At 64.7% G+C, this 26,434-nt stretch carries 27 protein-coding genes, 1 tRNA gene and 2 pseudogenes; 15 read left to right on the plus strand and 15 right to left on the minus strand.

Translation table 11 applies throughout. From position 1 onward, the window contains the following. Positions 1 to 185: 185 nt before the first annotated feature. From ALC15_RS15315 to panE, 3 genes and pseudogenes are all read left to right on the plus strand, one after another. Positions 186 to 1,501 (plus strand): annotated as a pseudogene (locus tag ALC15_RS15315) (MATE family efflux transporter). 111 nt (positions 1,502 to 1,612) lie between these two features. Then, positions 1,613 to 2,218 (plus strand): 2-hydroxychromene-2-carboxylate isomerase, encoded by a 606-nt coding sequence (locus ALC15_RS15320; RefSeq protein ID WP_050627958.1) that lies wholly within the window; start codon positions 1,613 to 1,615, stop codon positions 2,216 to 2,218. A gap of 119 nt (positions 2,219 to 2,337) precedes the next feature. Continuing rightward, positions 2,338 to 3,258: a 2-dehydropantoate 2-reductase gene (panE, locus tag ALC15_RS15325; protein WP_050627959.1), complete on the plus strand. Its 921-nt coding sequence runs from the start codon at positions 2,338 to 2,340 to the stop codon at positions 3,256 to 3,258. 165 nt (positions 3,259 to 3,423) lie between these two features. Here the strand turns inward: panE and ALC15_RS15330 are convergent, their stop codons facing one another. The 5 genes from ALC15_RS15330 to ALC15_RS15350 form a co-directional block, all read right to left on the minus strand. After that, complete coding sequence (locus tag ALC15_RS15330; RefSeq protein WP_050627960.1) at positions 3,424 to 4,002, minus strand: c-type cytochrome; 579 nt, start codon at positions 4,000 to 4,002, stop codon at positions 3,424 to 3,426. A gap of 203 nt (positions 4,003 to 4,205) precedes the next feature. Next, positions 4,206 to 5,483, minus strand: coding sequence for a PQQ-dependent sugar dehydrogenase (locus ALC15_RS15335; RefSeq protein ID WP_050627961.1), 1,278 nt, complete (start codon positions 5,481 to 5,483; stop codon positions 4,206 to 4,208). A gap of 262 nt (positions 5,484 to 5,745) precedes the next feature. Then, a complete protein-coding gene (locus tag ALC15_RS15340) occupies positions 5,746 to 6,423 on the minus strand; it encodes a DUF2865 domain-containing protein (RefSeq protein WP_244486104.1) in 678 nt (225 codons plus the stop codon). Between the two features lie 259 nt (positions 6,424 to 6,682). Next, positions 6,683 to 6,757: transfer RNA gene (locus ALC15_RS15345), tRNA-Gly, on the minus strand. Positions 6,758 to 6,917: 160 nt separating this feature from the next. Next, positions 6,918 to 7,373: an SRPBCC family protein gene (locus ALC15_RS15350; RefSeq protein WP_050627962.1), complete on the minus strand. Its 456-nt coding sequence runs from the start codon at positions 7,371 to 7,373 to the stop codon at positions 6,918 to 6,920. A gap of 259 nt (positions 7,374 to 7,632) precedes the next feature. Here ALC15_RS15350 and trxA point away from each other — a divergent pair, with 259 nt between their 5' ends. After that, the gene (gene trxA / locus ALC15_RS15355) at positions 7,633 to 8,553 is read left to right on the plus strand and encodes a thioredoxin (RefSeq protein WP_050627963.1); all 921 of its coding nucleotides are present in this window, start codon (positions 7,633 to 7,635) and stop codon (positions 8,551 to 8,553) included. A gap of 30 nt (positions 8,554 to 8,583) precedes the next feature. Continuing rightward, on the plus strand, positions 8,584 to 9,258 hold the full coding sequence (locus tag ALC15_RS15360; protein WP_050627964.1) for an LON peptidase substrate-binding domain-containing protein: 675 nt from the start codon (positions 8,584 to 8,586) through the stop codon (positions 9,256 to 9,258). A gap of 94 nt (positions 9,259 to 9,352) precedes the next feature. Here the strand turns inward: ALC15_RS15360 and ALC15_RS15365 are convergent, their stop codons facing one another. The 7 genes from ALC15_RS15365 to ALC15_RS15395 all read right to left on the minus strand — a co-directional run bounded on the left by ALC15_RS15365 (position 9,353) and on the right by ALC15_RS15395 (position 15,618). After that, positions 9,353 to 9,907 carry a cytochrome b/b6 domain-containing protein gene (locus ALC15_RS15365; RefSeq protein WP_050627965.1) on the minus strand — a complete coding sequence of 185 codons (555 nt, stop codon included), beginning with the start codon at positions 9,905 to 9,907 and terminating at the stop codon, positions 9,353 to 9,355. A 34-nt stretch (positions 9,908 to 9,941) separates the two neighbouring features. After that, positions 9,942 to 10,226 carry a PepSY domain-containing protein gene (locus ALC15_RS15370; RefSeq protein WP_094193909.1) on the minus strand — a complete coding sequence of 95 codons (285 nt, stop codon included), beginning with the start codon at positions 10,224 to 10,226 and terminating at the stop codon, positions 9,942 to 9,944. Between the two features lie 217 nt (positions 10,227 to 10,443). Continuing rightward, positions 10,444 to 12,978: a bifunctional diguanylate cyclase/phosphodiesterase gene (locus ALC15_RS15375; RefSeq protein WP_244486105.1), complete on the minus strand. Its 2,535-nt coding sequence runs from the start codon at positions 12,976 to 12,978 to the stop codon at positions 10,444 to 10,446. Positions 12,979 to 13,194: 216 nt separating this feature from the next. Beyond that, positions 13,195 to 14,007: an SDR family oxidoreductase gene (locus ALC15_RS15380; protein WP_050628071.1), complete on the minus strand. Its 813-nt coding sequence runs from the start codon at positions 14,005 to 14,007 to the stop codon at positions 13,195 to 13,197. 23 nt (positions 14,008 to 14,030) lie between these two features. Then, positions 14,031 to 14,453: a PaaI family thioesterase gene (locus ALC15_RS15385; RefSeq protein ID WP_050627966.1), complete on the minus strand. Its 423-nt coding sequence runs from the start codon at positions 14,451 to 14,453 to the stop codon at positions 14,031 to 14,033. Continuing rightward, entirely contained in the window at positions 14,450 to 15,256 is an 807-nt protein-coding gene (locus tag ALC15_RS15390) for a crotonase/enoyl-CoA hydratase family protein (protein ID WP_050627967.1), read from the minus strand. The genes ALC15_RS15385 and ALC15_RS15390 overlap by 4 nt, the downstream gene beginning before the upstream one ends. Before the next feature lie 11 nt (positions 15,257 to 15,267). Further along, on the minus strand, positions 15,268 to 15,618 hold the full coding sequence (locus ALC15_RS15395) for a hypothetical protein (protein WP_050627968.1): 351 nt from the start codon (positions 15,616 to 15,618) through the stop codon (positions 15,268 to 15,270). Between the two features lie 102 nt (positions 15,619 to 15,720). Here ALC15_RS15395 and ALC15_RS15400 point away from each other — a divergent pair, with 102 nt between their 5' ends. Both ALC15_RS15400 and ALC15_RS15405 read left to right on the plus strand, forming a co-directional pair. Further along, on the plus strand, positions 15,721 to 16,257 hold the full coding sequence (locus ALC15_RS15400; RefSeq protein ID WP_050627969.1) for a TetR/AcrR family transcriptional regulator: 537 nt from the start codon (positions 15,721 to 15,723) through the stop codon (positions 16,255 to 16,257). Between the two features lie 127 nt (positions 16,258 to 16,384). Further along, the gene (locus ALC15_RS15405; RefSeq protein ID WP_029080935.1) at positions 16,385 to 16,582 is read left to right on the plus strand and encodes a Trm112 family protein; all 198 of its coding nucleotides are present in this window, start codon (positions 16,385 to 16,387) and stop codon (positions 16,580 to 16,582) included. Between the two features lie 70 nt (positions 16,583 to 16,652). On the opposite strand, the gene ALC15_RS15410 is transcribed toward ALC15_RS15405, so the two are convergent. Next, on the minus strand, positions 16,653 to 17,873 hold the full coding sequence (locus ALC15_RS15410; RefSeq protein WP_050627970.1) for a ubiquinone biosynthesis hydroxylase: 1,221 nt from the start codon (positions 17,871 to 17,873) through the stop codon (positions 16,653 to 16,655). A gap of 238 nt (positions 17,874 to 18,111) precedes the next feature. Between ALC15_RS15410 and tesB the strand changes: the two genes are divergently transcribed. Beyond that, a complete protein-coding gene (gene tesB / locus ALC15_RS15415; protein WP_050627971.1) occupies positions 18,112 to 18,972 on the plus strand; it encodes an acyl-CoA thioesterase II in 861 nt (286 codons plus the stop codon). 32 nt (positions 18,973 to 19,004) lie between these two features. On the opposite strand, the gene ALC15_RS47595 is transcribed toward tesB, so the two are convergent. Together ALC15_RS47595 and ALC15_RS15425 are read right to left on the minus strand one after the other, a co-directional pair. Further along, complete coding sequence (locus ALC15_RS47595) at positions 19,005 to 19,565, minus strand: GYF domain-containing protein (protein ID WP_050627972.1); 561 nt, start codon at positions 19,563 to 19,565, stop codon at positions 19,005 to 19,007. A 147-nt stretch (positions 19,566 to 19,712) separates the two neighbouring features. After that, positions 19,713 to 20,603 carry a DUF4339 domain-containing protein gene (locus tag ALC15_RS15425; RefSeq protein WP_050627973.1) on the minus strand — a complete coding sequence of 297 codons (891 nt, stop codon included), beginning with the start codon at positions 20,601 to 20,603 and terminating at the stop codon, positions 19,713 to 19,715. A gap of 304 nt (positions 20,604 to 20,907) precedes the next feature. Between ALC15_RS15425 and ALC15_RS15430 the strand changes: the two genes are divergently transcribed. The 7 genes and pseudogenes from ALC15_RS15430 (at position 20,908) to ALC15_RS15460 (ending at position 26,248) form a co-directional block, all read left to right on the plus strand. After that, positions 20,908 to 21,246, plus strand: coding sequence for a P-II family nitrogen regulator (locus ALC15_RS15430; RefSeq protein ID WP_016841426.1), 339 nt, complete (start codon positions 20,908 to 20,910; stop codon positions 21,244 to 21,246). Between the two features lie 80 nt (positions 21,247 to 21,326). Further along, the gene (locus tag ALC15_RS15435) at positions 21,327 to 22,646 is read left to right on the plus strand and encodes an ammonium transporter (protein WP_050628072.1); all 1,320 of its coding nucleotides are present in this window, start codon (positions 21,327 to 21,329) and stop codon (positions 22,644 to 22,646) included. A gap of 141 nt (positions 22,647 to 22,787) precedes the next feature. Then, a pseudogene (locus tag ALC15_RS15440) lies at positions 22,788 to 23,101 on the plus strand (ArsR/SmtB family transcription factor). Continuing rightward, positions 23,098 to 23,451: an SRPBCC family protein gene (locus ALC15_RS15445; RefSeq protein ID WP_050627974.1), complete on the plus strand. Its 354-nt coding sequence runs from the start codon at positions 23,098 to 23,100 to the stop codon at positions 23,449 to 23,451. Before ALC15_RS15440 ends, ALC15_RS15445 begins: the two are co-directional and overlap by 4 nt. 51 nt (positions 23,452 to 23,502) lie before the next feature. Then, positions 23,503 to 24,105, plus strand: a complete 603-nt coding sequence (locus ALC15_RS15450) for an ATP-dependent Clp protease proteolytic subunit (protein ID WP_050627975.1) — start codon at positions 23,503 to 23,505, stop codon at positions 24,103 to 24,105. Between the two features lie 316 nt (positions 24,106 to 24,421). Then, positions 24,422 to 24,760 carry a P-II family nitrogen regulator gene (locus ALC15_RS15455; RefSeq protein WP_021082517.1) on the plus strand — a complete coding sequence of 113 codons (339 nt, stop codon included), beginning with the start codon at positions 24,422 to 24,424 and terminating at the stop codon, positions 24,758 to 24,760. A gap of 39 nt (positions 24,761 to 24,799) precedes the next feature. Beyond that, positions 24,800 to 26,248, plus strand: coding sequence for an ammonium transporter (locus tag ALC15_RS15460; RefSeq protein WP_050627976.1), 1,449 nt, complete (start codon positions 24,800 to 24,802; stop codon positions 26,246 to 26,248). The last annotated feature ends 186 nt before the right edge of the window (positions 26,249 to 26,434 follow it).

Here is a 26,434-nt window from a genome sequence, read left to right on the forward strand (position 1 = left end):
CCACTAGTCCAAGTTGTTGTGCGATGCCGGGACGACGAGTCTCTTTCGCAAAACCCGCCGCGGAGTATGGGTCCCTGCTTTCGCAGGGACGACAGCGGTGTTGTTGCCCGACCTACTCACTAAGCCGCACACGCTATTTCTGGAATCCCAACGTGCCCAAGTCCCCGTCCCTCCGCAAAGCCTTCATGTCGTTCCTGGCGCCGATGCTGCTGAGCAATGTGCTGCAATCACTGTTCGGCACACTCAATGGCGTCTATCTCGGCCAGATGATCGGGGTCGACGCGCTGGCCGCGGCATCAGTGTTCTTCCCGGTGATGTTCTTCTTCATCTCCTTCGTGATCGGCCTCAGCGCGGGCGCCTCCGTCATGATCGGCCAGGCCTGGGGCGCCGGCGAGCTCGACCGGGTGAAGGCCGTTGCCGGCACCACGATGACGGTGACGCTGCTGCTCGCGCTGGCGATCGCAATCCTCGGCGGCCTGTTCGCCCGTCCGCTCTTGATCGCGCTCGCCACGCCGTCAGACGTGCTCGACGCCGCGGTGTCCTATGCACGGATCATGATGATCGCGATGCCGGTGACCTTCGCATTCCTGCTGCTCGCGGCGATGATGCGCGGCGTCGGCGACACCGTGACGCCGCTGGTGGCACTGACGGTCTCGACCGTCACCGGCCTCGTGGTGACGCCCGCGCTGATCCGCGGCTCGCTCGGCCTGCCGATGCTCGGCGTCGCCAGTGCTGCGATTGCCTCCGCCGTCTCCGGCGTCGTCACGCTGCTCTGGCTGCATGTCCATATGCTCAGGCACAAGCATCCGCTCGCGTTCGACGCGGCGTTCCTGCGCGCGATGCGGCCGAACGGCGCGCTGCTGCGCATCGTGCTGCGGCTCGGCATTCCGACCGCGATCGGCATGGTGGTGGTCTCGCTCGCCGAACTGGTGCTGCTCGGCCTCGTCAACGGCTTCGGCTCCGACGCCACTGCCGCCTACGGCGCGGTCAACCAGGTGATCGGCTATGTGCAGTTTCCGGCGATCTCGATCGCGATATCGGTGTCGATCTTCGGCGCACAGGCGATCGGCCGCGGCGATTCCAACCGGGTCGGCGCCATCGTCAGGACCGGGATCGAGATGAACCTGTGGCTCACCGGCGGGCTGGTGCTGCTCGGCTATCTCTTTGCGCGGCCGCTGATGGGCTTCTTCATCACGGACAGCGCCGTGCTCGCGCTCGCCGAGCAGCTGCTGTACATCGTGCTGTGGAGCATGGTGCTGTTCGGCATGGCGACGGTGTTTTCGGGCGCGATGCGCGCCGGCGGCACGGTGTGGATGCCGCTGCTGATCTCGACCCTTGCGATCGCGGTGGTCGAGGTGCCGGTCGCGACGCTGCTGAGCCGCGCCATCGGCATCAGCGGCATCTGGATCGCCTATCCCGTCACCTTCGCAACCATGTTCTTCTTGCAGATGGCCTATTACGCCTGGTATGGCGCAAGCAGACCATCAAACGGCTGATTTGACATCGCGCACTGCTGCTCACATGATGAGTATCATATTCTACCGATGGCGCCCGCGGCAGCAGGCCCATGCTACAATGAGCTCAAGCCAAACAAGCCGAGGGAGAGACCGCCGTGAGCGCAAATCCGCAATTCCTGTTCGATTTCGGCAGCCCCAACGCTTTCCTCAGCCATGAGGCGATCCCGGCGATCGAACAGCGCACCGGCGTCAAATTCGAGTATGTGCCGGTCCTGCTCGGCGGCATCTTCAAGGCCACCAACAACAAGTCGCCGGCCGAGACGCTCGCGGGCGTCAAGAACAAGCCCGAGTTCATGAAGATCGAGACCGAGCGCTTTCTCAAGCGCTTCAACGTCAAGCCGTACACCTGGAACCCGTTCTTCCCGGTCAACACGCTGAACTTGATGCGCGCGGCGGTCGCCGCCCAGTTCGAGGGCATGTTCGAGAAATACGTCGAGGCCGCCTTCCACCATATGTGGGTCGAGCCGAAGAAGATGGACGACCCGGAAATCGCCGGCAAAGCGCTCGCGTCTTCCGGCCTGGATGCCGCAAAACTGTTCGCCCGCGCGCAGGACGCCGACGTCAAGGGCAAGCTGATCGAATACACCCAGTCGGCCGTCGAGCGCGGCGCGTTCGGCTCGCCGACCTTCTTCGTCGGCAAGGAGATCTTCTTCGGCAAGGAGCAGCTGCGCGAAGTCGAGGAACTGGTGTCGGGAAAGTGAGATGAGCTGACGGCGAATAGCGAGTAGCGAGTAGCCGGTTCAGACCCCTATCTATTCCCCACTGCCCATTCGCTATTCGCCCCTGGCTTCCGGGCAACTACAAAGAAGGAAAAATTCCCATGCGCGTTCTCGTGGTCGGCGCCGGTGCGATCGGCGGGTATTTCGGCGGCCGGATGCTTCAGGCCGGCCGCGACGTCACTTTCCTGGTGCGGCCGCGCCGCGCGTCGGAGCTTGCCTCCGCCGGGCTCGTGATCAAGAGCCCGAACGGCGACGTCACGCTGAACAACCCGCCGACGGTGCAGGCCGACAAGCTCGCGGACAAGTTCGACGTCGTGCTGCTGAGCTGCAAGGCGTTCGACCTCGAGGACGCGATCAAGTCGTTCGCGCCAGCGGTCGGCGACAAGACCGCGATCATCCCGCTGCTCAACGGCATGCTGCACCTCGACGCGCTGGAGAAGAAGTTCGGAGCCCGGCATGTGCTCGGCGGTCTCTGCGCGATCGCGGCGACGCTGAACGAGAAGCGCGAGGTGGTGCAGCTGCAGCCGATGCAGTCGCTCGCGTTCGGCGAACGCGCCGGCGGCCTGTCCGACCGAGTCCGTGCAATCGCCGACACCTTCTCCGCCGTCAACGGCGCGGCCGCCAGCGACCACATCATGCAGGACATGTGGGAGAAGTGGGTGTTCCTGGCGTCGCTCGCCGCCTCCACCAGCCTGATGCGGACCTCGGTCGGCAACATCCTGGCCGCGCCCGGCGGCAGGGATTTCCTGCTCGGCATCCTCGACGAATGCAGCGCGATCGCCGCCGATGCCGGCCATGAACCGGGCGGTCCGTTCTTCCAGCGCACCCGCGGGCTACTCACCACGGAAGGCTCGCCGATGACCGCATCGATGTTCCGCGACATCAAGGCGGGGCTGCCGGTCGAAGCCGACCACGTGATCGGCGACCTGATCGTGCGCGCGGATGCGGCCAAGATCCCGGTGCCGAAGCTGCGCACCGCCTACACGCATCTCAAGGCATATGAGAAGCAGCGGCAGGCGTAACGCAACCGGCGTCGTCCCGGCGAAAGCCGGGACCCATACGCCGCGGCCTCGCGATTTGAGGCGGTGCGGGTTGATATCCGTTCAAGACAATTGAAGCCGGTGATTATGGGTCCCTGCCCCCGTGCGCAATTGCGCACCAGGCAGGGGACGACACCGTCTTTGCCGCTACAGATGCGACAAATAATGCGCGAGCGCGGTGATCTCCTCGTCGCTCAAGGGATACGCGACATCGGCCATCGCCGCCTGCGCGCCGCCGGAGCGCTGTCCTGACTTGTAGTCGTGCAGCGCCTTGACGAGATATTCCTCGCGCTGGCCGGCGATGCGGGCGACCGCCTTGGTGCCGGCGAAGGTGTCGCCATGGCATGAGGCGCAGCGGCGGCCGGCGGCGGCCTGCTTGCCCTTCTCGGACAAATCAGGATTGTCGTCCTTGCCGCCCTTGAACGGCGGCAGCGACGCGAAATAGGCGCCGAGATTGCGGATGTCGTCATTGTTGAGCTGCTCGACGATCGGCTGCATCTGCTCGTTCTTGCGCGCGCCGGCGCGGAAGAACACCAGCTGCCACTGAATGAACTGGTCGAGCTGGCCGGCCAGCGAGGGAATGTTCTCGGTCTGCGAGATGCCGTTGTCGCCATGGCAACCGGCGCAGATTTCGGCCTTCGCCTTGCCGGCGGCGACGTCGGCGCCCTGGGCGGACGAAACGAGGAGAATTGCCGTTGCCACAACTCCAAGTGACGCTAGTCGCATGTCAGTTTTCTCCGGCTGTCATCGCCTGGCACCTGTCCTCGAGCTGATCGAGGATGACCCGGCGATCCATCGTGCTTGCTGAACGGTTCTTGTTTGGATGGATGCCCGGATCAAGTCCGGGCATGACGAGGTGGTTCCGTTACCCGATCGCAACAGAGGCTGCGGTCGCCTGACGGCCACCGCAGCCTCATGAGCTTCGACTGTTACTTCTTGCTGTAGCTGATGCGATAGATCGCACCGGCCCAGTCGTCGGCGACGAGGATGGAGCCATCCTTGTCGAGCAGGATGTCGGCCGGACGGCCGAGATAGCCCTGGTCACCCTCGATCCAGCCGGAGGCGAAGATTTCCTGCTTGGCGTTCTTGCCGTCGGGGCTCGCGGTGATCTTCACGATGCGGCCGCCCTGGTACTTGTGCCGGTTCCAGGAGCCGTGCTCGGCGATCAGGATGCTGTTCTTGTAATCGGCCGGGAATTGGCTGCCGGTATAGAACTTCATGCCGAGCGGAGCCACGTGCGCGCCGAGATTATAGACCGGCGGGGTGAACTCCGAGCACTTGTGACCCATCGCGAACTTGGTGTCCGGCAGGTTGCCCTGGTGGCAATAGGGATAGCCGAAATGCTCGCCGATCTTCGAGATCATGTTGAGCTTATCGCTCGGCAGATCGTCGCTGATCCAGTCGCGGGCGTTTTCGGTGAACCAGTACTTGCCGGTGCGCGGATCGACGTCGCCGCCGACCGAGTTGCGCACGCCGAGCGCCCAGATCTCCGCGTTGCCGGTCTTGGGATCGACGCGGCGGATCTGCGACACCGAGGTCGGCGGGATGCCGATGTTGAAGGGAGGTCCGAACGGAATGTAGAACCAGCCGTCCTTGTCGACGGCGATGTATTTCCAGCCATGCGCCGCATAGGACGGCATGTCGTCATACACCACCTTGCCGCTGCCCAGATTGTCGAGATTGGCTTCGGCATTGTCGTACTTGATCAGCTTGTCGACCGCGATGACATAGAGCGCGCCGTCGCGGAACGCGAGGCCGGTCGGCATGTTGAGGCCCTTGAGGATGGTCTTGACCTCTTTCTTGCCGTTGTTGTCCTTGATCGCATAGACGTTGCCGAGGCCGAACGAGCCGACGAACAGCGTGCCCTTGTCGCCCCAGGCCATCTGCCGCGCCGCGAGCACGTTCGAGGCATAGACCTCGATCTTGAAGCCCGGCGGCAGCTTGATCTTCTTCATCATGCTGGCGAGTTCGGCGTCGGAGGCGCCGGTCGGCGGACCCGATGGCGGGGCAAGGCCCTTCTGCGCTTCGGTCTCGTCGCCGAGGAACCAGTCATCCGGCGGATGGGTCCAGAATTCCTTGGTGCCGGATTCGTATTTCTTCAGCGCACGGTTCTTGTCAGTTTGTTGCTGCGCATTGGCGAAGGTGGTCCCCGCCAGCAGCGCAACCGCCGCGAACGCAAGTATCGATCGATTGAAAGCCGATTTCATCGCGTCACTCCCCTATGCAAGCCATTGCAGCTTGCCTGTTATTGATTTTGAACGCCCTGAGAGATGATGGTGGCGGTCTGGAGGTAGGTCAGACGGCAAAATGGTAGCACATCCAACGACGCTGAAAAGCGCATGCGGTAGTGTGCGCTGCGTCAAAACAAGTTGAGACGATATTTGAGACGAAATTTTCCTGCGCGAGCTGCCTGATAACAAGGCATTCTGCACTGCGGCGTAATATTCGAGCGAAGCTAACGCCCGGAATCTATCGCGACGAGAGGCGCGCCAGGCCGAGCGCCTGCGCCTTGGCCTTGGACAGCGGCCTGAATAACACGCTGCGCTTCGCCCCACTGGAGATCGCCGCGATCTTGAAACCATCATCGGCGGCGATGATGTCGCCGGTCCGCAACGTCATGTCGTCCTCGATCGCGATCTGCGACAGGCCGGTCGAGGCGCTTGCGCTGCAAGAGCATTGCGGCACGATCTCGCGCTGAAACCGGAATGCATTCGCGAGCGTCTTGTAGGTCTCGCCCTCTTCGGTCCTGGCGCTGTCGATGTCCGAGCCGGAATACAGCTTCACCTCGGCAGCGGGACAGGCCGCCTCGCACGACCTGACATCGGCCGCCTCGCTGACGCGCGGCAGCGGGAAGAAGCGGCCGTCGCAGGTCCGGACGCAGAAGTTCTGCCGGCCGCCCCAATGCGAGCGTGTCGTGATGTAGACCCGCGTCCGCGGCGGCTGCGTAGGCTCGAAGCCTGGCGCCTGCTCGAACCCCGGCATGGGAAAGAAACTGGGCGCCGGGGCATAGGCGGAGTCGTTCGGCAGCAACTGCGCCGAAGCCGGCGAACATGTCGCGACGCCGGCAAGCGCGATCAGCGCCGCAACGCTTGCGCGAGCAACGCGGCGCTCCAAGGCGGGATCTGGCGTCCAGCTGATCGACATCATTCACGTGCGCGCCGCGCCGAAAGGCGAGCGGCAGCCATTTCAACGCCGACACAACCACAAATTTCTATCAGTTTTGAGAACGCACGATCCGACGGTTAACGAGCCGGGAAGCGGCCATCGCGGGCCACGGCATCCTGACCGCCGAGCGCCGCCCCGAACAGCAAAACCGCCTGAACAACAAAAAAGCCCGCACCAGTGGGCGGGCCTTCATCAGCCTGTCAGCTCTGTCGGCGAGGTATTCGCGGTCAGCGAGAGATTTTGGAGCGGGCGAAGGGGCTCGAACCCTCGACCCCGACCTTGGCAAGGTCGTGCTCTACCACTGAGCTACACCCGCATCCGAAATGGCGGCGATCGCTCGCCGGCAACGGCAGACCTATGCCAAAAGCCGTCTGTGAATGCAACACAAGAGCGCGGTCTGAACCTCACGAAATCGCACGGTTTCGCTAAAAATTGACCCCGAATCGGCCGAAACCGGCCGCTGCGACGATTTCTTTTTATGTTTCCGCCGGAACCGGCCTCAAAGCCATCTCATCCCGGAGCGATTCGAGCCAGGTCTCGAACCAGCCGGCCAGGGTCTGCGCCAGTTCGACGCGGCGGTCGGCCTCGCAATCGAACACCGCCCACCATTCGATAAAGGCCCGGTCGCCGTCGACCACCGGGGTCACCCGCAGGGTGGCGCTGAAATCCGCCATCGGCAGGGTCGGGGGTCCGGCAAATTCGTAAGTCTGGAAGCGCTCGACGTCGGACTGCGCGAGCAGCCGCTGCCGGATCCGCCGCTCCCGGTACAGCACGTTGCGCACGGCACCGACCGTGTCGCCGGACTTGCCGTCCTCGATCTCGCTGCTCCCCGCGCCACGGACCCAGACCGGGTAATTGTTGAAATCGCGGATGATTTTCCAGACTTCGCCGGCCGGCTGCTCGAACACGGTGCTGTAATAGGCCTTCGCCATGGGTGTTCCCCGTTGCCATCAAGGACCGCCATCATCGGCCGCTCCGGGGACGCAGCCCACCCGATCTCCGATCGAGCGGGATCGGACCGCAGGCGATTGAATTTTGCCGGCTCGCCGCCATGTACTGGGCGTGATCGTCGGAAAACCGGTTCCCACTTTTCCGGGATCATGCTCTAGGCTCACAGAACGGCTGAACGTGCCGTGCGGAGCGTGCTAGAACGCCCCCGGAATTCCGACCTCAGAAGCAGGCGAGGACAACGTGACGATAATGGAGCAGGGCGGCCCCACGCCCCAGGCAGCGCCCGATCTGATCAAGGAAACGACGACCCAGACCTTCGTCAAGGACGTCATCGAGGAATCGCGCCGCCAGCCGGTGATGATCGACTTCTGGGCGCCCTGGTGCGGCCCCTGCCGCCAGCTGACGCCGATCCTGGAAAAGGCGGTCAAGAACGCCAAGGGCCGGGTCAAGCTGGTCAAGATGAACATCGACGAGCATCCGCAGATTCCCGGCCAGATGGGCATTCAGTCGATCCCGGCCGTGATCGCGTTCGTCAACGGCCAGCCCGCCGACGGCTTCATGGGCGCGGTGCCGGAGAGCCAGGTCAACGCCTTCATCGAGAAGATCACCAAGGGTGTGCCCGCCGCCGGCGAGCCCAATCTCACCGAGATCCTGGCCGAGGCCGACGCCGCGCTTGCCGAAGGCGACGCCGAAGGTGCGGCGCAGATCTACGCCGAGGTGCTGGCGCACGACGCCACCAATATCGCGGCGCTGGCCGGCCTCGCCAAATGCTACATGACATCAGGCGCGGTCGAGCAGGCCAAGCAGACGCTCGCAATGGTGCCGGAATCCAAGCGCAACGACGCCGCGGTGAAGGCGGTGCAGGCTGCGATCGATCTCGCCGAACAGGCGCAGTCGGTCGGCCCGATCGCCGAGCTCGAACAGAAAGTCGCCGCAAACCCGCTCGATCATCAAGCCCGCTTCGATCTCGCGACCGCGCTCAACGCGATGAACAAGCGCACCGAGGCGACCGAGCAGCTGCTCGCCATCGTCAAGCGTGACCGCAAGTGGAACGACGACGGCGCGCGCAAGCAGCTGGTGCAGTTCTTCGAAGCGTGGGGCGGCACCGATGAGGCAACCGTCGAGGGGCGCAGGCGGTTGTCGACGATCCTGTTCTCGTAAAATTCGCCCGTCACAGCAGCGGGACCGCAGATGCCGATCAATGCCGAATATCGCGGGCCCGGCGAGCTCCCCGAGGTGATCCCGGTGTTCCCGCTGCCCGGCGCGCTGTTGTTGCCGCGCGGCCAGATGCCGCTCAACATCTTCGAGCCGCGTTATCTCGCGATGATCGACGACGCGCTGCGCGACGGTCATCGCCTGATCGGCATGATCCAGCCTGATGTGGCCCATTCGCACAAGGAGTCGAAGCCGGTGCTGTTCCGCATCGGCTGCGTCGGCCGCATCACCCAGCTCGCCGAATCCGGCGACGGCCGCTACATCCTCGAACTGACCGGCGTCGCGCGCTTCAAGGTGGTCGAGGAGCTGACCGTGCAGACGCCGTACCGGCAGTGCAAGGTCGACTTCTTCTCCTTCGTCGGCGACTTCACCGCGCGCAAGGGCGAAGACGCCGTCGATCGCAAGGCGCTGCTCGAGGTGCTCGCCGACTTCCTGGAGGCCAACAATCTGAAGGTCGACTGGGAGGGTATCGAGTCCGCGCCCAACGAGGCGCTGGTCAATGCGCTGGCGATGATGTCGCCCTATGGTCCGGCCGAAAAGCAGGCGATGCTCGAGGCGCCCGACCTGAAGACCCGCGCCGAGATCCTGATCGCCGTCACCGAGATGGACCTCGCCAAGAAACGCACCTCAGGGGACCCGCCGGTGCAATGAGCATGATCCGGAAAACTGCGAGGCGGTTTTCCCTCGCGACAAACGCGGAACGCGTTTGCGCGGAGATCATGCCCAAACCAAAGCCACGCGTTCGTCAGCGATTGCGGAGCCGCTTGCGCCCGGTGAGCATTGCGCGCACCAGGTTCTGACGCTGCAGCAATCCCACCACGATGACGCCGAGCACATGCAGGCCAACCAGGATGATCACCGCATCCGAAGCATAGGCGTGGGTGTCCTCGACCCACCAGACGCCGAAGAAGGTGACGGTGACCTCCATCGCACCTGTGATCGCCGAGACCGCGAGCATGAGCAGCAGGGCCACCAGCATCACGGTCCCCGCGGGATTGAGCCCGATATAGCGACCGGTGACGCCGCGGCGGAGATTCCAGATGTAGCGCGGCGCGGCGCGCAGGCGGACGCCGAGCTTGCCGAAACGCGCATAGCGCGTGCCGGCGAAGCCCCAGATCAGCCGGAACGCCAATAGCCCGATCACGGAATAGCCGGCCAGCCGGTGCAGCCGGTCGTAGGTGTTGGGTGTCACCCATGCGGCCAGGACGAGGACGGCGAGCGCCCAGTGCCACAGCCGCAGCGGCAGGTCCCAGACCTGCACGCTGGTCGCGCCGCGAGCGCCCGGCGCCGCCTCCGTCATCGCGCCCGCTTCACTCGACGATTCACTTGACGATTCACTTGGGGATCGTGTGCTTCAGGCTGAGATCTTCCGGGCTGTAGAACAGCTCGTAGAGCTTGCCTTCCTTGACGCCGTAGACTTCGTAGCAGGAGCCTTCGACCTTCGACCGGCGCACCTCGTAGCCCGCCGCCTTGGCCTTCGCTTCGGCATCGCTTGCCGGCTTCCACGACGCCTTGTCGAGCTTGGTGCAAGTCTTGTAGCCGTCGGCGAACGCCGCCGATCCGAAGAGCCCCAGGACTCCAGCTGCAATCACAGCGCTCAAAATCACTCTCACGCGCATCCCCTCCGTTGACGATGCCCACAACGCACATCGCGCCGAGCACATGCGTGAACAATGCCGAGGGAATTGCCAAGTCAAGGAAGCGCGTCAGCGGCAGGCTTTAGAGAAGTTCTAACGGTCGCGAAAACCGCTTTGCGCTCCACGCGCAATCTGGTTTTGACCGCGTGCTGCGGCCTTACGCCTCACGGGCATCCGAATCTGCCGATGCGGTGTTCGATCAGGAGGCGGCACCCGCCACCGCGAAACGAACCGCGGGGCGCTCGGCCGCTGCCGGGGCGCGCCCGCCGATCATCTCTGCGACCTTCTCGCTCTGCACCGGCGGGCTGAAGTGGAAGCCCTGCACTTCCACGCAGGCATCGGCGCGGAGGATCTCGAGCTGCTCCCTGGTCTCGACGCCCTCGGCCGTCGTCGTCTTGCCGAGGCTGACGGCGAAGCGAACGATCGCGCGCGCGATCCGGCGCGACTCGTCCGATGCGCCCGAGAGTTCTGACACGAAGCTGCGGTCGATCTTGACCTTGTCGAACGGAAACTTCTGCAGGAAGCTCAGCGAGGAATAACCCGTGCCGAAATCGTCGAGCGCAATCCGCACCCCGAGATCGTGCAGCTGGCTGAGCGCCGCGAACACCGCTTCGCTGTCCTGGATGATGGCCGTTTCAGTGACTTCGAGCTCGAGCCGGTCAGGAGAGATTCCCGCGCTCGCCAGCGCGTGCACGATTACCGGAACCAGCTCCGGGCTCCTGAACTGCACCGGCGACAGATTGATCGCGATCTTGAGGTCGTCGGGCCATTTGGCGGCTTCCGCGCACGCGGTGCGCAGCACCCATTCTCCGAGCGGCACGATCAGGCCGGTCTCTTCCGCGAGCGGAATGAACTGCGCCGGCGAGATCATGCCGCGCTGCGGATGATGCCATCGCAGCAGCGCCTCGAAGCCGCAGGTCTCCCCGCTCGCGACATGGATGAACGGCTGATAGTGCAGCTCGAACTCGCCATTGGCGAGCGCACTGCGCATGTCGCGCTCGAGGCTGCGCCGGGCCTGCAACAACCGGTCGAGCTCCGGCTCGAAGAAACGGAACGAGCCGCGTCCGCCGCTCTTCGCCGAATAGAGCGCAAGATCGGCGCTGCGCAGGACCTCGTCCGAATCGGTGCCGTCGCGCGGTGCGAGCGCGATGCCGATACTGGTCGTGGTGGTCACCCGATGATGGCCGAGATCGATCGGCTCGCTGAGCGCCTTCCTGATCTTCTCCGCGAGCAGGCCGGCCTCGGCGACCGGATCGCTGACGTAATCGATCACGGCGAACTCGTCGCCGCCGAGCCGCGCCACAAGCGTCGTATCGCTGACGCAGCGGCGCAGCCGCGCGGCCACCGACTTCAGCAGCGCATCGCCCGCCGGATGTCCGAGCGTGTCGTTGACGTCCTTGAAGCGATCGAGATCGAGCATCAGCACCGCAAGGCTCGGCCCGCCGCACCTCGCGCCGGAAAGCGCCTGCTCCATCCATTCCTTGAGCAGCACGCGATTCGGCAGGTCGGTCAGCGCGTCGTGCTGCGCCATATGGGTGATCTTGGCCTCGGAGCGCCGCTGCTCGGTGACGTCGCGATGCGTCGCCACCCAGCCGCCGCCTGGCATCGGCTGCCGCGTCACGCAGATCAGCCGACCATCGGCCAGCTCGTCGACCCGGCTGCTGATCTCGCCGGCCGGCAGCGCGTTCAGCGTCGCGAGCACCTGCGTCGCGGCGACGTTGCTCGTCTCGCCCTTGAGGATGCCGTTGGCGATCCGATGCGTGATGATCTCGCAATGGGCCGTGCCGGGCACCAGCAGTTCGGGCGGCAGCCGGTACATCTTGGCATAGCGATCATTGCAGACGACGAGGCGCTTCTCCGCATCGAACATGCAAAGGCCCTCGCCCATGTGGTTGATCGCCGTATCCAGCCGCAGCCGCTGCTCTTCCAGCTCCTTCTGCGACGCCTCGACCTGTTGCCGCGCCAGCGACAACTGACTGATGATCTCCTCGAAGCGGCGAGTGCGAAGCGCGAGCCGCCGGTCCGCGAGCACGCCGACCAGGCTCATCCCGAGCACCGAGAGCGCCACGCCCGCGATCACGATGGCGAGGAAGGCGGGAGAGAGCGACATGGCCTCCGGAGCCAGCAGCGGATCCGGAATGATCTCGACCGCGCCCATCGCGGTGAAATGATGCGACACGATCGCAAGCGTCAGCAACAGCGCCGCGACCAGCGACATCCAGCGATCCTGGTGACGGACCGCGATCGCCAGCGCGGCGTAGCCGAACAGCATGCCGAGCACGATGGAGGCGGCCACGAGGTCCATCGACCACACCACGTGGCCGGGCACTTCCAGCGCCCACATCCCGAGATAATGCATGCTGGCGATGCCGGCCCCGATCACCGCGCCGCCGACCGGCGCGCGCCAGCGGCTGTTCTCGCTGGTGGCAAGGCCGAGGCCGCCGGATGTCAGCATCATCGCCACCGCAAGCGACAGCGCGGTGAGAACGATGCCGTAGCCGGTCGGCACGCCCGGCTCGTAGGCCAGCATGGCGATGAAATGCGTTGCCCAGATGCCGTAGCCGATCGCAGCTCCCGCGATCGCGATCCAGATCAGCCTCGTTCTCGCCTGCGAGGCGATCGCGCGATGGAAGATGTTGACGGCCACAATGCTGGCAACGAAGCAGACCAGTCCGGCCAGCAGAACCAGCCGCCAGTCATGCTCACCTGAAAGGCACGTCAGAACACGAAACATGCGTCGGTCCATGGTTGTCCGCATGGACAAGCTAGGCCGATTGAATTGTCTTCTCGATAATTTTCTACAACTTTCAGTCGCATGGTTATCCGTGCGTAAGCCGATTCCGCACGGAAATTGATGACCCCATAAATATCGCGCCCCCTGCAATAGCGCGGACTCGTTCTCCCTTAGGCCTAAGCTTTGCGCCTCGGCGTTTGCCTGCCGGACAACCGACTACGCGGCCGACCGCCGCTGCGCGAACGCCTGCTTCAACCAGTCCGCCCATGACCGTGTGCCCCGGACCCCTTGGCTGACGACGAAACCCATACCCCGCGCGGCCTTGTCCGACAGTGGCACGGGCAGGACGACCCGGCGAAGTCCGCGTGCGACTTGAAACTGCCGGGCAATCTCGACCAGGCTAAGGTCGTCGGGTCCGCCGATCTCGGCGCGCACGCCGCGTCCCCCGTCGAAGGCGCATCTGGCGAGATAGTCCGCAACGTCAGACGTATCGACCGGATTGAACGTCGCTCGAGGTATCGGCCACACGGGAAGAGCGGTCATGCCTGACAGCAGGTCCGCAAGGAGATAGTGGAACGGCATTGCACGAATCACCGACCATGAGACGCACGATTGCCGGACCAATTGCTCTCCCGCAAGCTTGACGCGCGCATAGGGCAGTGTCGCGTCGTCGAGCCCGACGATCGAGACGTGAAGCAAATGCTGCACGCCGGCGTCGTGGCTGAAGCCGAGCAACCGCGCGGTTCCCTCGACATCCACTGCCGCCGGCGACTTGAAAAAGTCGATTGGCCTGAAGCCGCCGCGGCGAGCGATCGGCGAATGGGTCGCGGCATTGATCACGGTGTGCACGCCGTTCAACGCAGCTCGCAAGCCTTGCCCGCTGGCGAGATCGCCGATCGCCCACTCGACATCGGTCCGTCCCTGTCGGGATCTGGCGAAGACACGCACCGTGTGCCCCGCCTGCACGAGGTGATCGACGAGATCGCGGCCGAGATGGCCCGTCCCGCCGGTGACGAGGACGAGAGACATGTTCAAGCTCCAGAGTTGACCGATCAGCCGGCGAGCGGAATCAGCAACGTCTCGCCGGTCGCAACCAGCACGGTTTTGCCCTGCTCGATCTCGGCAAACAGTTCGGCGCGGGCAAAAATCTGCCGGCGCCCCACACGCGGCGTGACACCCTTGGCGATGAAACAGCGGCCCACGGCCGGCCTCAGGCAATTCATCGAGAAATGTGATGCCGTGACGGAGCCTACGATCGACGCCGCGGCAAAGCCGCACGCGGTGTCGAGCAAGGCTGCGATCATGCCGGCATGCAGGTGCCCCGCATATTGGGTGAGATCGTCGCGCCACGGCAAGCGCAGCTCGACTTCGCCGGCACCGGCGGAGACGACTTCGAAGCCGACAAGCCGATTGAAGGCCGCCGACGCATTGGCCGCAACGAGACGCTCCAGATCGAATCCCGGGCTGGCGGTCATGCAAGACTCCATTGCGGCGGTCGCCGTTCCAGGTTCGCCCTGACGGCCTCGACGTGATTGGGCGTGCCGAGCAGGTTGCTTTGTTCCTCGGTTTCGGCCGCGAGCGCGGTCGCCGCGTCGCGATCGGCGACAAGATTGAGCAGCCGCTTGGCAGCACGGATCGCGTCCGGGCTGCGATCCGCGATCGCACGCGCCGTCTCAAGCGCAGCCACGCGCGGGTCTTCAACGATCCGGGTGGCGAAACCGTAACCGAGCGCGTCCTCGGCTGAAAAGGTGCGCGCGGAGTAGGTCAGTTCGCGGATTACATCTTCGCGCGCGAGGTGGCGCATCAACTGCGTCCCGGCCATGTCGGGCACCAGCCCCCACTTGGCCTCGATGATCGCGAGGCGCGTGCCGGGCGCGAGATATCTGATGTCGGCGCCGAGCATGAGTTGAAAGCCGCCGCCGAAGGCGATGCCGTGAACGGCGGCAATCACCGGCATCGGCAGCTCGCGCCAGAGCCACACCAGATGCTGGGCGAAATTGGCGATCCCGTGGGTGCGCTGACCGAGATCGACAAAGGGCAGGATGGATTCGCCCTCGGTCGTTGCGACCAGCCGCTCGATGTCGAGACCGGCGCAGAAGCCTTGGCCGTTGCCCGACAACACCACGGCGCGAACCCTTGGGTTGTCTGCGACCCGTGCGCCGATGTCGGCAATCGCGGTGAACATGTCAGGATCGAGCGCATTGAGCTTGTCCGGTCGATTGAGCCTGACGTCCGCGACACCGTTGGCGATGCTGAGATTGATGCGATCAGTGTTCATGGCAGTGCTCGCTAATAGCCGGCGGCGGCAAGCGCCACCACGGCGCTCATCGCCATCCAGCCGATGTGGCGGAAGCGGGTCGCGATTGCATTCGCCAGCGCGGCGAAGCCGAACACGACGGCGAGCGTCGCCACGATCCAGTGCCTTGCGGCATCGGAGGCCATCGCCGGCGTTGCAATCAGCAGCACGCCGCCGCCGATCCACGCGACGGTGCCGGCCTGATAGACCAGGCGAAGCAAGAGGCGCAGCCGCGGCGGCTCGATCGTGGCGCGCGCGAAGATCTTGGTCTCGCCGAGAACGCCATGGATCAGGCTGACCAGGATCGCGATGAGCCCGGCGCCTTGCAGCAGAAGATCACGCATCGCCAAGTCTCCATGCAATCATCCATACAGTACTGTATGGATAGGACACCGGACGCTGGCGCATGTCAATACACTTGTGTATGGTCGTCGCGGACGGGAACCATGACGGAACAGCTATCGGCAAAAGACTGGCTCGATGAGGGCCTGAAGACGCTGGCGCGGCGCGGCTTCACGGCGCTCAAGGCCGAGCCGCTGGCCAAGGCCATGGGCGTCTCGCGCGGCAGCTTCTACTGGCACTTCGCCGATATCGGCGGCTACCGCGCCGCGATCCTCACCCATTGGCGCGAGGTCGCCGCCGAGCAGGTGATCGCCGAGCTCGAGGCCATTCCGCAAGGCGGCGACGCGCTGGCGCTGCTGCTGCGCCGCGCCTTCTCGGCGCGGCTGGCGTTGGAGCGCGCGGTGCGTAGCTGGGCCACAACTGACGCCGCAGCACGCGCCGCCGTGCTCGAGGTCGACCGGCGCCGGATCGGCTATATCGAAACCCTGCTCCGGCAGGCCGGGTTTCCCGCCGACATCGCGCGCGGCCGGGCGCAGATCTTCTATTGGGCGTTCATCGGCTACGCGCTATCAGAGCAGACGCTGCCGAAGGCGCAACAGCAGGCCGCAATCGACGAGCTGCTGCGGATGGCGAAGCGCTGACAGCAGACATTTGGATGTGCTACATCACGGCAGTTTATTCTGACGCGATTTCTTCACGCGAACCGGTACCCATCCGCATCAAGTGCAGGACAGGCGTCGCTCGAAAACGCTGCAGCCGGAGACCGCAATGAACTCGACGACCGATCACCTCGATAGCACCGCCGACCCAAAGCTGCTCGAAATCCTGGTGTGCCCGATCACCAAGGGACCGCTGGAATTCGACGCCGCGCGGCAGGAGTTGATCTCGCGCTCCGCCAAGCTCGCCTATCCGATCCGCGACGGCATCCCGATCATGCTGCCGGAAGAGGCCCGCAAGATCGATTAGGTCCGCACGATCACAGTTGCGTCGTCCCGGCCTGGTGCGCAATTGCGCACGGGGCCAGCACGACAACCAGTTAGAGCGCCTCGCCCTTCAAGAGCCGCGGCACCTCGCCTGACAATCCCGCCGCCTGGCGGATGAACATGCTCTTCAACGGCGGCGCGCGATCGACCAAGCCCAATCCGATGTCGCGTACGGTGCGCAGCAACGTCGATTCGTTGGAGAACAGGAAGTTGAGCGAGTTGGTGGCAACGCCCATCGCCATGGTGTCGAAGCGGCGCCAGCGCTGATAGCGCTCGAGCACGTCGGCCTGTCCGAGATCCATGCCGAGCCGCGCCGCATCGACAACGACTTCGGCAAGCGCCGCGACATCCTTCAGGCCCATGTTGAGCCCCTGCCCCGCGATCGGATGGATGACATGCGCGGCATCACCGATCAGCGCGAGGCGTTCGGCGATGAACGAGCGCGCGACGAAATAGCCAAGCGGAAATGCGCGCGGCCTGTCGAGCGCCTTGATCTCGCCGAGGTGCAAGCCGAAACGCTGCTCGAGCTCGGCGTGGAATTCTTCCTCGCTCAGCGCCGTGATACGCGCAGCGTCCTTGCGCGTCTCGGTCCACACCAGCGAGGAGCGATTGCCGGTCAGCGGCAGGATCGCGAACGGACCCGCCGGCAGGAAATGCTCCTCGGCACGGCCATGATGCTCGCGCTCATGCCCGACCGTGACCACGATGCCGGACTGGTCATAGTCCCAGCCATGGGTCGCAATCCCGGCGCGCTCACGCAGCTTCGACCGCGCACCATCGGCGGCGACCAGCAGGCTCGCATCGATCACGGCGCCGTCGGCCAACGTGACGCTGACGCCATCGCGCCGCGACTCGAAGCTCGCCACCGCGGTGGCACGCAGCTCGACGCCCTCGGCCTCGGCGCGCGCCGCCAGTGCATCGATCAGATGGCGGTTCTCGACCATATGGGCGAACGGCTCGCCGGGCTCGACATTGCCGGCGAAGGTCAGGAACACCGGACGCGTGGCGTCCTCCAGCTTGGAATCGGTCACGACCATGTCGGTGATCGGCTGCGCGGTCGGCGCCACCTGGCCCCAGACGCCGAGGGTCTCGAACAGCCGACGGCAGGCCGCGACGATCGCGGTCGCGCGCGGATCGCGGCTCGGGCGCTGGCTCAGCGCCGGATCGGCCACGATCACCGGAATGTCCGGCCCAAGCCCCTGGCGCAACGCCACGGCCAGCGCCAGACCGGCGAATGCACCCCCGCAGATGACAATACTTCGCTGTGCCGGCATGCCTTTTCCCTACGCGCCTCACGCCCTCAGACTGTGCTTGCTACCTGATATTAGCTGGGCGAAACAGGGGGCAGAAACAAGGGCGGCTAACCAGCCCCATCCGTCATTCCGGGGCGCGCGCAGCACGAACCCGGAATCCATCAGGCCGCATCTTCCGTGGATGAATGGATTCCGGGCTCGCGGCTGCGCCGCGCCCAGGAATGACGACATTCAAACCGAACCAATCCAGGACGCATCCATGTCCAAGAGCCTGATCGACCTGCTGTCCATCCTCGATCTCGAGCAGCTCGAGGTGAATTTGTTCCGCGGCAACAGCCCGAAGACGAGCTGGCAGCGCGTGTTCGGCGGCCAGGTGATCGGCCAGGCGATGGTCGCGGCCTGCCGCACCGTCGAGGGCCGTTTGCCGCATTCGATCCATTGCTATTTCATCCTGCCCGGCGATCCGCAGATCCCGATCATCTACGAGGTCGAGCGGCTGCGCGACGGCAAGAGCTATTCGACCCGCCGCGTCACCGCGATCCAGCACGGCAACGCGATCTTCTCCATCATGGTCTCGTTCCATGCCGATGAGGAGAGCAACTTCAATCATCAGGAGAAGATGCCCGACGTGCCACCGCCGGAGAAGCTGACCGCGGAGGAAGTGTCGAAGCAGCCGATGTTCAAGGAGATGCCGGAGTTCATCCGCCGCTATTATGAGAGCGACCGGCCGATCGAGCTGCGCCCGGTCGAGCTCGGCCGCTATTTCGGCCAGCAGATCGACGACGGCCGCATCCATGTCTGGATCCGCACCGCCGCGAAGCTGCCCGACGATCCGGCGCTGCATCTGTGCGCGCTCGCCTATGCATCGGACTTCTCGCTGCTCGACGCCGTGATGGCGCGCTACGGCCGCACGCTGTTCGACCGGCGCATGATGCCGGCGAGCCTCGACCACGCGATGTGGTTTCACCGCCCGTTCCGCGCCGACGAATGGCTGCTCTACGCGCAGGATTCGCCGAGCGCGCAATCGGGCCGCGGCCTGACCCGCGGCATGATCTTCAAGCCCGACGGCACGCTGGTGGCGTCCGTCGCGCAAGAAGGCTCGGTGCGCGAACGCAAATAGAAAGCGCGGCACGGCACCTCGCGCCGGCGCGCTCAGTCGCGCCCGGTCTCGCGCGGCAGGAGCGCGATCCTGAAGTCGCTGTATTTCTTTTCCAGCGCCATCCGAAGGCAGACAATCGACCAGATCAAGCCGACGGCGGCGCCAGCCAGGCCAGTTGTGGTTTGCAGCAGGGTTCTCGGCGCACCGAGCACACCCAGCACAAGGCCGATGATGAACCCGAGCACCGCGCCGATCAGTATCGATCCGAGAAACGACCGCCAGATAAACAGCCAGTAGATCCTCAGCAATCTCCCGAGCGTGATGTCGAGCTCCAGAATCTTTCCCGCCGCCAGGGCTTGACGCTGCGGCGCGCCGCTGGTGGCCAATGCCGGGTCTAACCCGGCCTCGCCCTGAGCGAAGGATTGCGCTGGCTGCGCCGCGTTGGTCAGTAGACCCGGAACGTCGCCGGCTTTGGCCCAGCCCGTCATTCCTTCGCTCCAGACCAGCGTATCCGCGGTCACCTTTCGCCTGGCAATGAGGTCGCGAAGCTCGGCATCCGAGCACGGCCCCTTTTGCTGGCCGTCGGATCCATAGAACCAGGACCTGTCAAACATGTCGGAGCCTCGAGGCGGACGCTATGGCGGGACATCACCCAACGGAACCGGCGGCGAGAAAGTCAGCATTGAGCGAGCGCTTCCAGCATTGTTGAAGCGGCGGCTCCTCTCCCTGCGACGTGAAGGGAGAGGAAGCGCCACGCAAGCTTATGCGTTCGCGGCTGCGCCACGCTCGGTCAACGCGAATTGCGAGATGAACCAGTTGGCGTACCAGCGCAGCACCCACGGAATCGGGATCAGGAAGCCGCAGCCGACCGCGAACACGATGGTTCGCCACAGCACGTCGAGGCCGGAGGCATTGAAGGTGACCTCGCGGCGCGTGCCCTCGACGTTGCGGCAGATCCAGCGCAGCCATGCGGTCATCACCCAGGCCCAGCCGATGATGGTGATGGACGCGATCACCATTAGCACGTACCAGCCGACATAGACGGCCGGGCTGCCGTTGAACGAGATCGGCAGGTCCTGGCCGCTCGAGCTGAGACGGCCGAAGATCCAGCGAACGATCATCCAGCCCAGGAAAGCCTGCAGCACCAGCGAGAGCAGCGACACGATCGTGCTGTGGGCCGCTCCGGCATAGGTCAGAAGGCCGAGCACGATGAAGACGTACCAGATGTCGAGCGGCTGCCCGGTGAAGGCGAGATGCGGCCGGCCCGGCACGCGGATATAGGGGATCGCAAAGCGGTACAAGCCGGTTGCGGTCCACGGCGCCGGGATGACGAAGACTTGGCCGATGAACATCAGCACGCTGCGTCCGAACAGGCCCCAGATCGGGAAGTCGGCCGACAGCGCGCCGCCGCTGTAGCCTGCCGCTGCCGCAACCGGCGGCGGTCCGCCGGCCTGCGGAAACGCCGACGGCGCCCCTGCGCTCGGAACAAGACCCGGAATCTCCCCGGCCTTCTGCCAGCCGGCCATCCCCTCGGTCCACACCAGCGTATCGGCGCCCACCATGCCACGGGTAATCAGGTCGCGGAGCTGAGCTTCAGGCAGGGGGCCTTTTTGCTGGCCTTCGGATGCATAAAACCAGTTTCGGTTCGACATTTCTTGTTTCCTCGGGGCGCGCGCTTGGGGACGCACGGTAGGCGAAACGAGCCAGCGGGACCGCTGGCCGGGGCGGGAAAGCCATATTCTGGCCGAGGGTTGTCGTCTCGTACAGTGACGGAGTTCACCCGCTGCGCACGTTTTCCCCTTCAACCTGCAACTTTTTTGTGCCATTTGCCCAGAAAGCTGCCAGATTTGCCGGACGCGAAATGTGCGGGACGGCAAATTGTCGCTCCGGTGGCGGCAAGCGCCGCTCCGGGGACGGGCGCACAGGGAAAACTTCAAGGGAATAAAGGCCTGAACCATGAAACTCGTCGTCGCGATCATCAAACCGTTCAAGCTTGACGAGGTCCGCCAGGCCCTGACCGCGATCGGCGTCCACGGCATGACGGTGACCGAGGTCAAGGGCTATGGCCGCCAGAAGGGCCACACCGAGATCTATCGCGGCGCCGAGTACGTCGTGAACTTCCTGCCCAAGCTCAGGATCGAGATCGCCGTCGACACCGAGCTCGCCGACAAGGCGGTCAGCGTCATCACCCAGCATGCCCGCACCGGCCAGATCGGCGACGGCAAGATCTTCGTGACGCCGATCGACCACGCCCTGCGCATCCGCACCGGCGAGACCGACAACGACGCGCTCTGAGTTCTATCGAGATCGCGCCGGCAACGACGCCGGCGCGCGTCAAATCCACGCCAAGAAACCACGACCGCCGGGGAATGATGATGGGGGCACGAGCTCTTCGTGCAGCGATATCAGCTGCGCCGATCACTGCTGCAATCCTGCTCGCGTGGGGCGCGCCGGCCTTGGCGCAGGATTCTGCGGCCAATCCCGGCATCAACGCCGCCGACACCGCCTGGATGATCGTCGCCACCGCGCTGGTGCTGATGATGACGATCCCGGGACTCGCGCTGTTCTACTCCGGCATGGTGCGCAAGAAGAACGTGCTGGCGACGATGGCGCAGAGCCTCACCGCCGTCGCGCTGATCTCGATCCTCTGGGTCACCTTCGGCTATTCGCTGACCTTCGTCGGCAACGGTCCATGGCTCGGCTCGCTCGACAGCTGGTTCCTGGCCGGCATCACCATGGACAGCGTCAATCCGGCGGCCAAGACCATCCCGGAAGCGCTGTTCATGCTGTACCAGATGACGTTCGCGATCATCACCGTGGCGCTGGTTGCAGGCTCGGTCGCCGACCGCATGCGGTTCTCCGCCTATGTGCTGTTCTCGATCGGCTGGTTCGTCTTCGTCTATGTGCCGCTGGCGCATTGGGTGTGGGGCGGCGGCTTCCTCTTCACGGCGGGCGTGATGGATTTCGCCGGCGGCCTTGTCGTGCATCTCTCCGCCGGCATCAGCGGCCTCGTCGCCGCCAAGGTGATGGGCAACCGGCACGGCTATGGCCATGACAATCTGTCGCCGTTCGATCTGTCGCTCGCCGTGGTCGGCACCGGCCTGCTCTGGGTCGGCTGGTTCGGCTTCAACGGCGGCTCGGCGCTCGCGGCCAATTCGCGCGCAGTGTTTGCAATCACCGCCACGCATCTTGCGGCCTGCGCCGGTGCATTGACCTGGGGCGCGATCGAATGGGCGACGCGCCGCAAGCCGTCGGTGCTCGGCATGATCTCGGGTGCGGTCGCGGGACTCGGCACCATCACCCCGGCCTCCGGTTTCGTCGCGCCATGGCACGGCGTCATCATCGGCATCATTGCCGGCCTGGTCTGCTTCTGGGCCTGTACCTGGCTGAAGCATCGCTTCAAGTATGACGATTCGCTCGACGTGTTCGGCGTCCACGGCATCGGCGGCCTGACCGGTACGCTCCTCGCGGGCATTTTCGCGGCCTCCGCGATCGGCGGCACCTCCGGCCTGCTCGAGGGCAATCCGAAGCAACTGCTGATCCAGCTCTACGGTGTCGCCGTCACATTCGTCTGGTGCGGCGGCATCACCTTCGTGCTGCTCAAGCTGGTCTCCGCCTTCGTGCCGCTGCGCGTCTCGATGCAGCAGGAGATGGAAGGCCTCGACATCTCGCAGCACGGGGAGGCGCTGCAGTAGAGCTCGCAGGGCCGGTGGGAGCCCGGCGGCAAATTCGCAAAACAACCCCATGCAAAGCACCCGAGCGCTGCGACGTCACGCAGCTGGGCGTGAGGCCAGTTCCCGCTTGCACGACACATAAGTGTATGCTTATGTGTCGTCATGGTCGAAACCGATATCTTCAAGGCGCTGGCCGATCCGACCCGCCGCAAGGTGTTTGAGAAGCTGGCGGGCGGCAGCCTGAACGCCAGCGCCTTGCGCGACGGCCTGGAGATCAGCCAGCCGGCGATGTCGCAGCATCTGGCGGTGCTGCGCGCGGCCGGGCTGGTGCGCGAGCAGCGGCAGGGCCGTTTCGTGAATTACGAGGTCGACCCGGACGCATCGCCAGCATCGGCAGCTGGCTCGCCCGCTACCGCGCCTATTGGCCGAAGCGCATCGAAGCGCTCTCCGACCTCCTGAAGGACATGGATCAATGAGCGATGCAGTCGAGCCTGACGCGGACCAAGCCCTGGTGATCGAATACGAGCTCGACGCACCGCCCGAGAAAGTATGGCGCGCCGTAACCATTCCGGCACTGCGCGAACGCTGGCTGCCCGATGCCGATCTCGCCGGCGCCGAGCCTGAATCAACGATAACAGGCGAAGAGGTGCGTTACCGGCTCCGCGAGTCCGAGCCGCCGTTTCGCGAAAGCCGCGTCACCTTCCGGATCGAGCCGAACGAGGCCGGCGGCACAAGGTTTCGCATCATCCAGCAAGCCTGCGACATCAGGGAAAAGCAGCCGCAACCGGCCAACAGCAACCGCCGCACCCTGATGCGCGCGGCCTGATCGCAAACTTCACCGCTAAGACTTCATCACCTGCAGCTATGGAGGTCGCCAATGCGCGACATGATGCAACTCGTCCCCATGGTCGTCGAACAATCGAGCCGCGGCGAGCGCTCTTTCGACATCTATTCCAGGCTCTTGCGCGAGCGCATCATCTTCCTGAACGGCGAGGTCAATGACGCGATGTCCGGACTGGTCTGCGCCCAATTGCTATTCCTGGAGGCGGACAATCCGAACAAGCCGATCAACCTCTACATCAACTCCTATGGCGGCGTGATCACCAGCGGGCTCGCGATGTACGACACCATGCAGTTCATCAAGGCGCCGGTGCACACGCTGTGCATGGGCACCGCGCGCTCGATGGGCTCGTTCCTGCTGATGGCCGGCGAACCCGGCCACCGCGCCGCGCTGCCGAATGCGAGCCTCCACGTGCACCAGCCGCTCGGCGGGTTCCAGGGCCAGGCGTCCGACATCCTGATCCATGCCACCGAGATGCAGGAGACCAAGCGGCGCATCACCCGGCTTTACGCGCAGCATTGCGGGCGCACCGAGGCCGACGTGGAGCGGACGCTGGACCGCGATCACTTCATGTCCGCGCAGCAGGCACTCGAATGGGGCCTGATCGACAAGGTGTTCGCGGCGCGCGACGCCGCCTAAGTGCCCGGCACCACCCCATCTAGATACCTACGGCTGCTGCCCTGCTAAGCAGAATTGTGTCCGGACCCTGGCTTGCTCACGAATTGAGCCGGCCTGACTAGATTTTAGGCGCGACGGAATGGCGCAGGGCTACCTGGCTCCCGCAATGCGGGAAAATATCCGGATTCATAATCCATTAGCGAACTCCGGCCGGTTGGCACGGCATTTGATTCTAAGGGTCCCGGCTGTGCCCGCGTAGTGGAAGTCCTCCGCGTGGTGAACCTCAGTCGAAACTCCCGGTGTTCGTTCGCACCGGGCCCAAGCGGGGATAGGACTCATGAAAATTGTTATGGCGATCATTAAGCCATTCAAGCTGGAAGAGGTCCGTGACGCCCTGACCGCCATTGGCGTTCACGGTCTCACGGTGACGGAAGTCAAGGGGTACGGCCGTCAGAAGGGTCATACGGAAATCTATCGCGGCGCCGAATACGCCGTGAGCTTCCTGCCCAAGATCAAGATCGAGGTCGCAGTCGGCTCCGACCAGGTCGACAAGACCATCGACGCCATCACCTCCGCCGCCAAGACCGGACAGATCGGCGACGGCAAGATCTTCGTCATCAGCCTCGAGCACGCCGTGCGCATCCGCACCGGCGAGGCCGATGCCGCGGCCCTCTGATTTCGCGCTCAAACCTTAAGACCTCAGGAGTAATATGACATGACGTTCAAGCGTCCCTATGGCGCGGGACTGGCGGCCCTCGCAGTCGGCCTGTTTGCCGCAACCGCCGCCTACGCCGAGCCAACCGTCAACAAGGGCGACAACGCCTGGATGCTGACTTCGACGGTGCTGGTGCTTTTGATGACCATCCCGGGCCTCGCGCTGTTCTATGGCGGCCTCGTTCGCTCCAAGAACATGCTCTCGGTGCTGGCGCAGGTGTTCTACACGGTCTGCCTCGTCACCGTGCTCTGGGCCCTCTACGGCTACAGCCTCGCCTTCACCGGCGGCTCCGACTTCATCGGCGGCTTCTCCAAGGCCTTCCTGATGGGCGTCACGCCGGACTCGAAGGCGGCGACCTTCTCGGTCGACGCCAACATCTCGGAGCTCGTCTATATGTGCTTCCAGATGACCTTCGCGGCGATCACGCCGGCCCTCATCGTCGGCGCCTTTGCCGAGCGCATGAAGTTCGCGGCGATCGCGCTGTTCATCCCGCTCTGGGTGACGCTGATCTACTTCCCGATCGCGCACATGGTCTGGTACTGGCCGGGCCCGGACGCGATCCAGGATGCCGCCAAGGCGCTCGCCGCCGCGGCTGACGGCGATGCCAAGACGAAGGCGCAGGCCGCCCTCGACGCGATCAACGCCGACGCCGGCTGGATCTTCAAGAAGGGGGCGATCGACTTCGCCGGCGGCACCGTCGTGCACATCAACGCCGGCATCGCCGGCCTGGTGGGCGCGCTCCTGATCGGCAAGCGCACCGGCTACGGCAAGGAGCTGATGGCTCCGCACTCGCTGACCATGACCATGATCGGCGCCTCGCTGCTCTGGGTCGGCTGGTTCGGCTTCAACGCTGGTTCGAACCTCGAAGCCAATGGCGGCGCTGCGCTCGCCATGACCAACTCCTTCGTGGCCACGGCTGCGGCGGCGCTGGCCTGGATGTTCGCGGAATGGATCATCAAGGGCCATCCCTCGCTGCTCGGCGCGCTCTCGGGCGCGGTCGCGGGCCTCGTCGCGGTGACACCGGCGGCCGGCTATGCCGGTCCGATGGGCGCCATCGTGCTCGGCCTCGTGGTCGGCGTGGTCTGCCTGTTCTTCTGCACGGTCGTGAAGAACGCGCTCGGCTATGACGACTCGCTCGATGTGTTCGGCGTCCACTGCGTCGGCGGCATCATCGGCGCGCTCGGCACCGGCATCCTGGTCAACCCGGCGCTCGGTGGCGCTGGCATCATCGACTACACCGCGATCCCGCCGAAGGTCGCCGACTACGACTTCGCGGCGCAGATGATCTCGCAGTGCTGGGGCGTCGGCACCACGCTGGTGTGGTCGGGCATCGGTTCGGCGATCCTCTACAAGATCGTCGACGTGATCGTCGGCCTGCGCGCCAACGTCGAGACCGAGCGTGAAGGCCTCGACATCACCGAGCACACGGAGCGCGCGTACAACATGTAAGGGTTCTCCCGGGGCGCGACCTCCCCAAGCGGTCGTTCCCAGAACTACGGTCCGGGCACATACCCGGCAATGTCCGGACCGTTGAGGGGCTCCAGCGCAAGTTGGAGCCCCTTTCTTTTTTGGGCGGCTTGAGAAAATATTGTCGGAATTGCCTGCCATTGTGGAATGACAGGCTACAAACAACGA

The sequence above is a fragment of the Bradyrhizobium viridifuturi genome (assembly GCF_001238275.1).
In the GTDB taxonomy this organism is placed as follows: domain Bacteria; phylum Pseudomonadota; class Alphaproteobacteria; order Rhizobiales; family Xanthobacteraceae; genus Bradyrhizobium; species Bradyrhizobium viridifuturi.